This window comes from Chryseobacterium sp. (genome assembly GCF_022869225.1).
Taxonomy (GTDB): Bacteria; Bacteroidota; Bacteroidia; order Flavobacteriales; family Weeksellaceae; genus Chryseobacterium.
In genome coordinates this window covers 4,816,770-4,829,102 of record NZ_JALIHL010000001.1, presented here as the reverse complement: position 1 = coordinate 4,829,102, position 12,333 = coordinate 4,816,770, and the positions used below count along the sequence as shown (strand labels likewise).

Annotated in this window: 14 protein-coding genes; 3 read left to right on the top strand and 11 right to left on the bottom strand. The window is 36.0% G+C overall.

Going from position 1 to position 12,333, the window contains the following annotated elements; genetic code table 11:
- Positions 1–48: 48 nt before the first annotated feature.
- On the bottom strand, positions 49–861 hold the full coding sequence (locus tag MUW56_RS22560; RefSeq protein WP_292015318.1) for a helix-turn-helix domain-containing protein: 813 nt from the start codon (positions 859–861) through the stop codon (positions 49–51).
- Positions 862–1,048: 187 nt separating this feature from the next.
- Between MUW56_RS22560 and MUW56_RS22555 the strand changes: the two genes are divergently transcribed.
- Positions 1,049–1,831, top strand: coding sequence for a YdcF family protein (locus MUW56_RS22555; protein WP_292015317.1), 783 nt, complete (start codon positions 1,049–1,051; stop codon positions 1,829–1,831).
- A 98-nt stretch (positions 1,832–1,929) separates the two neighbouring features.
- On the opposite strand, the gene MUW56_RS22550 is transcribed toward MUW56_RS22555, so the two are convergent.
- A complete protein-coding gene (locus MUW56_RS22550) occupies positions 1,930–2,799 on the bottom strand; it encodes a DMT family transporter (protein WP_292015316.1) in 870 nt (289 codons plus the stop codon).
- Positions 2,800–2,996: 197 nt separating this feature from the next.
- Positions 2,997–3,392 (bottom strand): VOC family protein, encoded by a 396-nt coding sequence (locus tag MUW56_RS22545; RefSeq protein WP_292015315.1) that lies wholly within the window; start codon positions 3,390–3,392, stop codon positions 2,997–2,999.
- Between the two features lie 210 nt (positions 3,393–3,602).
- Here MUW56_RS22545 and MUW56_RS22540 point away from each other — a divergent pair, with 210 nt between their 5' ends.
- Positions 3,603–3,806: a hypothetical protein gene (locus MUW56_RS22540; RefSeq protein ID WP_292015314.1), complete on the top strand. Its 204-nt coding sequence runs from the start codon at positions 3,603–3,605 to the stop codon at positions 3,804–3,806.
- Between the two features lie 81 nt (positions 3,807–3,887).
- Positions 3,888–4,082: a hypothetical protein gene (locus tag MUW56_RS22535; RefSeq protein WP_292015313.1), complete on the top strand. Its 195-nt coding sequence runs from the start codon at positions 3,888–3,890 to the stop codon at positions 4,080–4,082.
- Positions 4,083–4,375: 293 nt separating this feature from the next.
- On the opposite strand, the gene MUW56_RS22530 is transcribed toward MUW56_RS22535, so the two are convergent.
- The 8 genes from MUW56_RS22530 to MUW56_RS22495 form a co-directional block, all read right to left on the bottom strand.
- Positions 4,376–4,936, bottom strand: coding sequence for a hypothetical protein (locus MUW56_RS22530; protein WP_292015312.1), 561 nt, complete (start codon positions 4,934–4,936; stop codon positions 4,376–4,378).
- 287 nt (positions 4,937–5,223) lie between these two features.
- Entirely contained in the window at positions 5,224–6,165 is a 942-nt protein-coding gene (locus tag MUW56_RS22525; RefSeq protein WP_292015311.1) for an alpha/beta hydrolase, read from the bottom strand.
- A gap of 347 nt (positions 6,166–6,512) precedes the next feature.
- Positions 6,513–6,929 (bottom strand): EamA family transporter, encoded by a 417-nt coding sequence (locus MUW56_RS22520; RefSeq protein WP_292015310.1) that lies wholly within the window; start codon positions 6,927–6,929, stop codon positions 6,513–6,515.
- A gap of 19 nt (positions 6,930–6,948) precedes the next feature.
- Positions 6,949–7,743 carry a phosphatase PAP2 family protein gene (locus MUW56_RS22515; RefSeq protein ID WP_292015309.1) on the bottom strand — a complete coding sequence of 265 codons (795 nt, stop codon included), beginning with the start codon at positions 7,741–7,743 and terminating at the stop codon, positions 6,949–6,951.
- Positions 7,744–7,755: 12 nt separating this feature from the next.
- Complete coding sequence (locus tag MUW56_RS22510; protein ID WP_292015308.1) at positions 7,756–7,986, bottom strand: hypothetical protein; 231 nt, start codon at positions 7,984–7,986, stop codon at positions 7,756–7,758.
- A gap of 13 nt (positions 7,987–7,999) precedes the next feature.
- The gene (locus tag MUW56_RS22505) at positions 8,000–10,423 is read right to left on the bottom strand and encodes a TonB-dependent receptor (RefSeq protein WP_292015307.1); all 2,424 of its coding nucleotides are present in this window, start codon (positions 10,421–10,423) and stop codon (positions 8,000–8,002) included.
- Between the two features lie 134 nt (positions 10,424–10,557).
- Entirely contained in the window at positions 10,558–10,992 is a 435-nt protein-coding gene (locus tag MUW56_RS22500; protein WP_292015306.1) for a hypothetical protein, read from the bottom strand.
- Between the two features lie 80 nt (positions 10,993–11,072).
- Complete coding sequence (locus MUW56_RS22495) at positions 11,073–12,332, bottom strand: HAMP domain-containing sensor histidine kinase (protein WP_292015305.1); 1,260 nt, start codon at positions 12,330–12,332, stop codon at positions 11,073–11,075.
- Between the last annotated feature and the right edge of the window lies 1 nt (position 12,333).

The window sequence follows — 12,333 nt, the reverse complement described above, 5'->3', positions numbered from 1 at the left end:
CCGCAAAGTTCAACAGATCGGCAAAGTCAAAATTGTAAAAATGCGACATCAGGAGCCTTTTCCGTAAAAGAGGAACGACATTTGAAGGTTGTCCCCATAAAACTCTTTGGGGGTAAGCCCGGTAAATTCCTTGAAATCTTTAATAAAATGGGCCTGGTCGTAATACTCAGATTCGTGGGCGAGGGTAGTAAGGCTGGTATATTCTTTATTGAGAAGATGTTTGAGCGTAGCTTGGAGGCGGATTGTTTTGGAAAGCTGTTTGGGACTTAAGCCAATAGCCGAAGAGAAGCGGCGTTCCAATTGCCGGCGGTTGATATTGGTTTGTGCAGACAGTTCATGTACAGATATTTGTCCGTTTACCTTCAGCAGGAGGTCTACCGTGGACTGTACGATCCTGTCAATGGTTTCGGTATTGAGTCTTTCCAGTAAAAATGCTTCCACAAAATCTATTTTCTCTTGTACCGTGGAGGCATAGAATACATTTTCTTCCAGCTCGGTTCCGGTAATTCCGAAGAGTTTTTCAAGCGGGACAGCTTTATCATCCATCTCTTTAATAGGAATGGAGGCAAATGGAACAAAGCCATCGTGATGGAAACGGACAGAAAAAATACCCGTAATTCCTGTTGGCTCAATCTTTAAAGGTTGGGTAAGCTGTCCGAAAACACAGCTTCTGGGCTGTACAACGGCTTTTCCGTCAATATATTGATGGTAAAGATCGCCATAATGAAAAATCATTTCCATGCAGCCATCCGGAACAATGGTTTGTACCTGCGGAGTAGCCTCCCTGGGGCTGTCCAGAGTCCAGTAACATTTTATAAAAGGGGCCAGATCCGCACTAGGCTGAAATGTTTGGTAATCCATGGTGTATCAATATTCTGATCCTATAAAATTATTAAATAAAAAATGAAATAATAGAGTATTGCAGAGAGAAAGAAAAAGCAATTTCATCTCAGGCAGATCGTTGAAATGTATTGGGAAAAGCAATACTTAGGGAAATTCTTTATCTTTGCGGATCCGATGTTTTCTACATTAATCAATATTATCATAGATGAAATTTTTACTTGACCTTTTATTTCGTGCTTTACAGCTTTTTACAGAACCTTATTTCTTATTATTTCTTGCGATCGTTATAATAACCTTGTTGAAAAGAAAAAATAAACGTAGAAATCTGAGAACAGGAATTGGCATAGCGGTAGTTTTAATCACGATCTTCATTGGAAATGGTTTTCTGGGTAAATTAACTTCCGGATATCTGCAGAAAAGTTATGTTAATACTCAAGTGAGTAAGAATACGGCTTCTCAAAATCCTGTTATTGTCGTGCTGGGCGGCGGGGTTGTAGATTTTGACCATACCGAAAAGCTGCATACAATGTCTTATTCCAGGATGGTTACAGCCTATCAGCTGTATTATGAGTACAGGAAAAATAACCAGCCTTGTAAAATATTAATTTCCGGAAAGGGAAGAGGGCATACAAGTGAAGCAGAATTATTCAGTGAAAACTTTAAACGGATGGGCGTATCTGAAGCTGATATTATTAAAGAAGATAAAAGCATGAATACGTATGAAAATGCAAAATTCTCAAGTCCGATATTAAAAAAGATGGCACCCACCAGTGTTTATTTAGTGACTTCCGGTTTTCATATGAAAAGATCTGTTGCTCTTTTTCAGACCTTTGGATTAAAACCTGTTCCACAGGCTTCAGATTTTATAGATACTGAAATAACAGTATTTCCCAACAGCTATAATGCCGCATTTACTTTTGTGATGCTTAAAGAGGTATTGGGAATATGGCAGGTGCAGTTGTATAACAGTTTGGGAATGAATAAGTAGGATTTTTATTTTGTTCTGAACTTACAATAAAAAAAACCGGACCCTTAAGCTAGCCTAAGGGTCCGGGTTTGATTTAAATAAAACGGTTCAAACCATTATTATTTTGCTTTCTTCAGCGAAATGAATGTCTGTAAAACTACAGAAGTAATAATAAATGTCAATCCTATATAAAACGAAAGATTAACTTCTTTGCTTTCATCGAAAAATAAAAAGGCAATAATAATAGCATATACCGGCTCCAGATTGAAGGTTAAATTAACCGTAAAAGCCGGAATTTTCTTTAAAACTTCTGCAAATATCACGTATAAGCCTACCGTACAGAAAAGCGATAAGAGCCCCAAATAAGCCGTGTCTTTTAATCCAGGAACTATGCTATCTACTTTGAAATAGAGGAGGTATACGGGCAAAATTGCTCCAAGGCATACAGTACCGGCTAGCATCTGATAATAGTTGATAATAATGCTGTCAAAACGCTGAACCAGACGCTCGTTATAAATGGTATAGAGCGCTGCAACAGCAGAAGAAAATACTCCCAGAATAATTCCCAGCTGGTAAGACGCATCAAAGTGGAAGATAAGACTGATTCCTAAAAGCGTCAAAGTACTGAGTCCCAATTCTGATAATCTGAATTTCTGCCGGTCAATAAGGGGTTTCAGTAAAGCCGTAAAAAAGCTGGTGAGACAATAGCATACCACCCCAATGGATATATTGGAATATTTGATACTTGCATAGAACAGCACCCAATGTAAGGTAATAAGAAGTCCTGCCCGGGCGATTTTCAGTTTTTCTTTTCCTGAAGCGGTATTTGGAATTTTAACTATTTTCAGGATAAAAAATAGAATAATAAAGGAAAACAGAACTCTGTACCAGGTTAAAAGCCCTTCATTAAGCGATATCAATTTTCCGAATACACCCGTAAATCCAGCCAGTATGACGGCCAGATGCAATAATAAATATGATTTTTTCATTGATAATGAACTGTAAAGATTTGAATTAATATTTTTGTTAAAATGAGAAGCATAACAATTTGGGCCGTTAATGAGTTAACGGCATAAGTACACTTCAGATTAAATTGAAAATATTAAGGTACCGGAGGAGGCAGACAGTTCGCGCGGTTCATATGTATCTGTTGAATATCAAATATAGGGAAAAATATTCTTTACACCTACATGCAAAATACATTAAACTTGTGTCCGTCAGGATCTGCGAATACAAAACCGTAATAGTTTTCTCCAAAACTTTCAGGTTCTGAAACAATGGTTCCGCCTGCATTTTTTACTTCTTCAGCCCATTCATCTGCCTGTTCTTTGCTTTCTGCAGAAAGGGTAAATATAATCTCATTCCTGTGTTGAGAATCCCCGAATGTAACGTTCTTTACATTGCTTTCTATGACGTTTTTTAAGAAGAAGTGAATGATCAATTCATTTCCCGCTGCAAAAAAACTCACCAGTTCATTAGAACTATGGGGATTATTGGGTTTGAATCCCAGTTCTGTATAGAATTTCTGTGTGCGCTTAAGGTCGGCTACGGCCAGATTGGCCCAGATCATTTTAGGTTTCATATTATTTTATTTTTGGTTAGGATAAAGGTATTCAGTTTCATTATTATAAAAGCTGTCATGGGGCAAGATTTTGTATTTTTAAAATGGAAATAAAGATTTACAGCCTAAATCAAAATGAGATCGCATAATGATCCATTTATGAATTTAACATAATATAAGTGGAATTATAAATAATGCATGAAAATATGGTTAAGAAAATCAATAAGTTAGGTGGCAACAAAGCTGTACGTATTGACAAAAATTTTGCTTAAAACTGGCAGAGCATCAGATTTGATCATCATCTTTGACAAAGATTGGGAGGTCTGCGGCATTGATCAGTTTTATGAGAATAATAAAACGCTGTATACGGATGATAAAGAAAAATTTTACAGTAAATTGCTTGACCATTATTTTTTTGATCATGAGCTGCTGTAAGGGCAATATTTTTTCAGAGAATGGATGTTTACGCCATTTAAAGAAATACAGCAGATTACGGAGAGCCTGAAGGGTTTGTAGATGAACAAGACGCTAAAGAAATTGTACAAGGCTCAGAAATCGAGTTTATCTGTCTGTTTTATTTTTATGAATATCCTGTTTTTTGATGAGGTCGAAAATAAAGGAAGCCTGGAAGACGTTCCGGACAGGGTTATGACCAGGGAGAAGTTCTTAGAAACGGTTAAAGAATATCTATTCGGAAAATGGGGAGAATAAAGGAATCTCATGGATTAGGGCCTCTATTCTCAGGATTATTATTTGTCCTATAATTTATATTATGTTAAATTGTATATGATTGCATAATTAGATTCATTCTCTTCATATATTCCAGAAAACGTTTTCCCTTTTTCATTTATTAAGTATATAATTTCGCCATATTTTAAATTATAGCTCTCTACAAGTATATGGATTCATATTTTATTATTTAATTTCTTCATTTGCATGATATTGTAGCACTACATATATTTGGATAAATATATATAGTCCAATGTCCTGTTGTATACAGTACATTAATAAGAAATAGTAATAAATTGTCCAACAATCTTCATTGCATCATTTGCAACATTACTAATGTGATTAAAGACCGTGTAGTCTTGTTGAAAACCTGCACAAGTTGGATATACCTTTATTGAATTAATCCGATCAACAATCTCTTGTGATAGTGTAACCCTTGAAACAAATACTTCTTCTCTAAATCCTCCCGGCATCTTTCCTCCTATACCCATTGTGTTAGTAGTTAGTTTATCAAAAGATTTTCCGTCACTTCCCAAAAGGTATACTTCAGCATAACCCATAGGTCCAGCATGTGTAGCATCTGTTTCAAGTTGTAAGTAAACTGAAATTGTTCGGGTTCCTCGATCCAATTCAGCTTTTGCCCTTACCCAACTTTCCGGATAATTGCTACAATACATATATGAACAATAACCTCTATCCCAACCTGGCTTTTTTTCATCATCTCTGTAACCACCAATGCATCCAACAATTTGACCACTTACTTGCCAAGAAGTAAAAAAAGTAATAATCATGCACATAACTTGAGTTGTTAATCTGGAAATAAATAAATTTTTCATGGTAATTTTTTTTAAATTTAAAAATATCTATACAAATAAAAAATCACCCATATGGGTGATTTTAAAACCTCTTTAGTACAATAAGTTGACACTATCTTAATCAATATTTCTTTTCACGATCGTTTTTTGAGATTTAGTTATATCTATTATTAATGTTTTTCGGCTTGGCGATGTGGCGGATAAGAAAGTAAAGACTTTCAATAATCACAAAATCGTTTTAAGAGGAGATAAACTTCGATTTAGCACTAAACCTGCCATATTGCCAAACCGATGTTAGCAGTAGTTTTTCACCTATTTTTAGTTGAAGATAGGCAATTTTCATATGTTTCAATTAATGCATCTGCTACAATTTTTGGATCTTGTTGATGGATTCCATGACTGTAAAGTGGCAATAAAATCAATCTACTGTGTTGGTTATTTTTTATCATTTCCGCATAATGATCAATTCTAAGATAATCTAATTCTTTCCACCAAGGAATTAGATTGATACCCAAGTTCAAATTTTTATTCATTTCTATTTCGTAATCTTCTATATGCTTATTATAAGAAATCATTATTGTTACGGGAATATCTTTGAGTGGTGATAAAGATTTGTATCTTTTAAAGAATACAGGTGTACTTTCATTCTTTTCCCTTTCAACTTCAAATCTAAATCCATTTGAGATTGAAGTGTCTTTTAGTATATAATCGTAATTTTTTATAAATAATTCTCTGTATCCCGACTTGCTCAAAGTATTTAATTTTACTCTATCATCTTCTCCCTGCGTTAGCATAAAATCTGTTGGATCTATGAAGAACAAACCACAGACATCATTCGGATAAATTGAAGCATATAAACGAATAAAAGGTCCGCCAATGGAATGACCGACCAATAAATAAGGCGGCTTAATTTCTAATTTTGTTAATAAATCGTGAAGTCTTTTCATTACGTCTGCATCAGTTTTTAGGGAAGTATCGATTTCAGAGTCTGCAATTCCGTTTCTATCATAAACAATACCCGCAAATCTTTTTTGAACAAATGAAAGTAAACCGCCATAACCCCCACCACCAGAACCAAGTCCTGCTTCAAAAACTACAACTGGCTCATTGCCTTTTCTATTTTCAAGACCGAAAGTTTTATATGCAATTTTTTTATTGTTAATTGATACAAATTTTCTTTCAGACGTTTGCGAAAAGACCAAGTTATTTGAAAAGGAAATTATGGATATAAAAATTATTATTGATTTCATCACTTTTTATTACTAATGTCTGTTTTTAAAATTACCGCTAACGTCCAAATTTAGGCAATGCGCAAATATGAACTATACATAATTGCGCTAATGTTGTTTTAATTTCAATTAAAATTTACTAATCATTAAGTTAAAATTTGTCATATTTGGATAAAAGCATAAATTTAAATTAGAATTGAAATAGTTAATTTTAGTTCATACAATAAATATAGCTAAGAATTAAGTTATTCATTCTAAGCTAAAAATCTTATTTAGCCCCGCGTTTTTACGTAGAAAAATGCCCCAAAAAGTCAACCCTTTTTGGAGCAGTCCAATTCGTATCTTTTTTATTGATCATTCAGTCCAATTCATTTTATGGCAAACAATATCGTTCCGCTAATGATCAGCAAAGCTCCTATCGCCGTTTTCAATGTTAAGGTTTCTTTAAAAAACAAGACCGACAATAAGATGGCAATGGCGACACTAAGTTTATCTACAGCCGCCACCTGAGAAACCTTCCCGACTTGTAGGGCTTTAAAATAAAACAGCCACGACAATCCTGTTGCAACGCCCGAAAGAACCAGAAAGATAATATTCAGCTTCGATAATGAACGGATATCTTTGGCCTCTCCCTGTACAAAAACAATACTCCAAACCAGCACCAGAATGATAATGGTTCTGATTCCTGTAGCAAGATTGGAACTGACATTTGAAACGCCTATTTTAGCAAAAATAGCGGTAAATGCCGCAAATAAAGCCGATAGTAAGGCATAGTAGAACCACATATTTATTTTCCGGTATTAATTAAAAGTTTTTAACAAAGCCTATTCCCACACTCTTGTTCTGATAAAAAGGCATTACCATGGCTGCAGAATTTTTGTTTTTCCCTCCTAAAAGCTTATTAATTTTAGGATATAACCAATAGGCCAATTCTGTAGAAAGAATCCCAAAACCGGCCCCACCTACAACATCTCCGAACCAATGCTTATCATTTAACATTCTGTAAACTCCTGTAAAAATAGCAAAAGAATACCCTGAAATTCCTAATAAAAAGTTGGTATCCTTGTATTCTCTGAACATAAATTGCGCAGAAGCAAAAGCAATTGCAGTATGGCCGGAAGGAAATGAAAGATTATTGGACTGATCCGGTCTTTCTTCTTTTACCATATGTTTCAAAGGAACTACAAACGCGGATGTTATCAGCATCGAGGTTCCATAGATTATTGTTCTGTCTCTGAAATTATGCTTTCCTTCCACTCCCAATGCATTTAATCCATATACCAAAGCGGCGGGTGCGAATTGTGTATAATTATCAAGGTTGATATGATCCGGCTTGTGTTCATTAATTTCGTCTCTGGTAGAGAAGTTCAAATCCTTCAGGCCTTTCACGCTTAAACTTGCCACTCCGTAACCTATAAGAGCCGCAGGAATGATTAACTTTTTATAGTTTAACGTATTTTTTTCTGTATATACAACAGCTGTACTATCTTGTTTAAATTCCTGAACCTGGATGGTATCAGTATTTTGAGCTGCAACTTTCCCGAAGACTGATGCCAAGATGAAAAGGCTCACTGCAGTTTTTTGATGGTAATTTGACATTTTGTTTGTGTATTAAAATTTGTGGGAACAATTCAGTAGCCGGACATTCGCCTCCTTACATTTTGCGAGGCTATTTTTCCCGGATTCTGTAAAAGTAAGTTCGGGATATTTTTCGAACTTTAGTCTTAGAGCTTTTTCATACTTAGATACAATTATTTCCTCTTCAGAAGGATACTGATCAGAAAGAATTTCCGAAAGAAATAATATCCCATCATTATTAACAGCTTCTATTAAATTATTCACGATTATTATATTTTTAAAATTTATAGCTATATCCTAATCTTACAACCTGAGTTTCGTAATAGTCATCACTTGTGTAAGCGAACCCGTTCCCCTGAATTTTCTTTTTAATGACCATTGTATTCAGCAAATCGGTAGCATTCAGGAATATTTCGCCTTTTCCGTTTTGAATTGATTTTTTCACGCCCAGATCCACTGAAAACCTCGACCTTATTTTCCCTTGCGGAATAATATCCGGAGCCAGGTAAACGGCTGTTAATTGAGCATCAAATCCTTTAGAAAGTTTGAATGTATTGTTCACTTTTACATTTCCTGAAACGCCTGTTTCCCGATCGGCAGAAAATATATTGGGTTGTGGATACAGGTTGGCTACCGAAAATGCACTGATCTGATTTCTGTAGATATTTCCGTTGATATTAAAGGAATATACTTTTGAAACTTTCTGATTCCAGATCATTTCCAACCCTGAATTGTAACTTTTTCCGGCATTTTGAAATACAGCATAAATCAGTGTGCTTTCAGGAACAATACTTGAAATTCTGGTAATCGTTCCGTTAGCAAAACGATGATAAAGAGCAGAATACAGATAGCCGTTATCCCAGTTATACTTGTGTCCCAGTTCAATCGAATTGGTAAACTGAGGTCTTAATTGCGGATTCCCGACTTTTATAATTTCTGCGTCATCATATTTCGGGAAAATCCGGATATCAACTTCATTCGGACGGTCCACTCTCCTGTTGTAAAATACGGATAACTTATTGTGATCGTTCAGTTTATAAGCTATCCTCAGATTCGGAAACGGCTGTGTATAATTGTAGCGGTCACTTTTATAGATCGGATGATCCGGATTGACAGCATATTGAACTTTCACGTATTCCAGTCTCACCCCAAGCTCCGCTTCCCATTTTTCATTTTCGAAAACATAATTTCCATACACCGCAGGGATCAATTCTTTATACGTTGCCCAGCCCCCTGCATGGGCATCTAAAACAGAATTTACCCCGGGAATAAAATTCATATCCGTAGGAATGCTTCTGTTTCTCAGTTTAATTCCTGTCTCAATTCTCCCATATTTTAAAGGTTTTATATAATCAATAGTAAAATCATACACCTGCTCATCCGATAATAATTTAAAAGCATCGGTTCCTGTTGAAGCCGGTAAATAATTGTCGTAGAAATATTTTTCATCTTCTCTGTGGAAAGTATAATTGAATCCGATATTCAATACATGTCCTGCATCTTTGAATTTATGCTGATAAGAAGCCGTTCCCATGATCGTGGTTTTCAGCTCATCTTCCAAAAACTGCCAGAGACGAAGGCGTTGAGACCGATCTCCGTTAAAAAATGGCTGATCTCCGCGGTCAATAATTTTCTCACTTCCGTAAAGCCCTGAAATAGTCAAGGTATTCTGAGGATCAATATTCCAGTCGATTCCGGCTTTTGTGGTAAGATAATTCGTATTTCTGTTTCTTTTTAACTGTGAATTAATAATTGTTCCGTTGTCATAGGTCCGGGTTACAAATTCATTTTTATTCAGTGTTTCCGTATATAAATTATCAGCCTGAAGGAAAATATTGACTTTCTCTTTTCTGTAATTGAGAGATACGGATGGATTTATTTTTGGCGTAATCGTATATTGAGGTCTTATGGTCGGCAGATTTTCTTTTCTTACCCAATAGGAACCCGTACCATAAGTAAAGCCGATTTTTCCGTTCCAGCCGTTCTGCTTGTTTTTTTTCATCATAATATTGATGATTCCGGCATTTCCGTTGGCATCATATTTTGAAGAAGGATTGTTGATGATCTCGATCTTATCAATAGCAGAAGCCGGAATAGTATCCAGTCCGGACTGGCTTCCAAAACCTGTAAGGGCAGTTTGTTTCCCATCAATTAAAACCGTCACTTTATCGTTACCGCGCAGCTGTACTTTTCCGTCCTGAACAGTAATTCCCGGAAGATTTTGCATGCTTTGCAGGACAGAGCCTCCGCTTTGGCTGATATTATCAGCGACCGAATAGGTTTTTTTATCCAACCGATTGCTGAGTTCATTTTTTTTGGAAGAGGTCAGAATAACTTCTCCAATTTTTGTTTCCTGAGCTGATTCCGGCTCAAGTTCTATGGGTGGGATCTCCAAAAATTCAGATAAGCTTCCCACAAAAAGGAGCTGCGTTTGCCTTCGAAATCCTGAGAGCGAAAATTCCAACTGATAATTTCCCGGTGTAATTCCGGTTAACGAGAATCTGCCATCTTCATTGGTAATCGTTCCGGCAACAAATGCAGTATCTTTTTCAGTTTTCGCCAAAATATTTGCATATGACAAAGCCAGCTTGTTAGATTTATTTTTGATCATACCGGAAATGGTTACTCCCTTTACCTGCGCAAAAGACATTCCGGGAAATATGATTGAAATAGAAAAAAATAACAGTCCCACTCTATTCATTACTTTAATTTTTAAACAAAATTCTGTAATGATTTAGAAGAAATTTAGAATTTACCGGATCATCCGTTTTTTTTCTGTAAAAAAAGCCACCTTAATTCGTGGCTTTCTCTAATCATTCTTACTTCTATGCAGATTTAATCTTTCTGCAGTTTCACAAAATTGCCATGGGCATCAAACAGAGCGTCTCCGCTGGCCACTTCGGCTTCATACATGACCGTCCCGTTGGCTTTGGTGATTTTAGAGGCTTCTTTAATTTTACCTAACTGTTTTTTTGCCACATACGAGGAAGCCAGAGACGGAAGCTGGCTCACTTTGATCTCCATTTCTTTTTCTTCCAAAACACCCTGCGCATTATAAAGAATGCTCATTTCCTGTCCTTTGTATGTGAAGCCTGCTTCATAGTTGCCATCTTCATTTTCCCATTCAGCTTTTACATTCGGATAAGCTTTCTGGAAAGCTTTTTGTACCACTGCAGGCACTTCAGTATCTTTTTCCTTACTTTCTTTTTTTTGAGAATAAGCCAGGGTACTTAGGCATACTAAAGACATTGCTAACAATAATTTTTTCATTTTTAAATAATTTTAGATTAATAGGGTAAAGTTGAAACCTGATTCTGTAGAGATGTTGAATTTTAGCGCTGAAATAAAAATTATTTGAAATAAATGGTAAAAAAATGCCGATTGTCTGCAAAGTCATACCCAATTTTATAATGATACAGATCAGCTATTTTTTTACAGATTTCCAGCCCCAATCCGAGACTGCTGCTGTCATTCGACTGTTTCTTAAAACGCTGAAACAGGTCTGATTCTGCAAGTCTTCCGGCACCGTTCAGAGATTCATTACTTACACAAACCGAATGATCGGACAGGTCTACTTTTATTGGGTTCTTTTCTTCTGTGTACTTGAAAGCGTTTGATAAAAGGTTTCCGAATAAGATATCAATCAGAATAGGATTTGCGGTAATTTCGGGCTCAGTGTGAGAAGAAATTTCCAGGCTCACATTTTTTCTGAGTAAGATGGTCTGATATTGTGTGATAAGGTTGGCAAAAACTTTTTTTACGGCTATTTTTTCGGTATCCGGAAACTGATTATTCTCGATTTTTGTCAACAATAATAACGTTCTGTTGATTCTCTGCATCCTTTCACCCGATAAGAAGAGTTCTTCTATCAAACCGGCCTGTTCTTCGGAGATGGGTGCGGTCTGCATCAGCAGCTCCAGCTTGCTATGAAAAACAGCGATCGGCGTTTGCAGCTCGTGGGAGGCATTTTCCGTAAATTCTTTCTGTGATCTGTACAATGTATTATTGCGGTCTACCAGTTCACTTATTGAATTTTCCAAATCTTTGAACTCTATAATGTTGGTCGGCATAAAATGAAGCCCGGCAGAAATATCAACACGGTAGTTCTTCATTTTTTTTACGATATCGTTAAATGGAAGCCACAATTTTTTTGATATCGAAAAATTGATCAGTCCTAAACCGAGAATCAGGAAAAAGATAAAGACCAGCTGCAGCATCAGGATACTTTTAAGAAGATCTTCATCCTCAATCATTGATTTCTGAATGCGGACCGTGTAATTCTTACCGTTGACAGTCATATTGGAAAGCAAAACCCGATGCATAACAACTTCCTGATCAGTCTCTACAAATACCGGTTCACTGAAAAAAACATCTGATTTTTTTGAGCTTTTAGAGAGCGTTACCGTTACATTATTCTCAAAAGAAATGAAATCTTTCGGAGAAACTTTGTTTAATTTCTTTTCTATCCAGTTCTTTTGCTGTTTCATTTCTTCATCCAGGCCTTTCAGCAGCAGATGCTGCAATGACAGATAAAACAAGGGAACCGCAATGATCGAAATAATTGCGGAGTACATAATATATCGCCCGGATAGGTAGTGAATCAGTTTCATT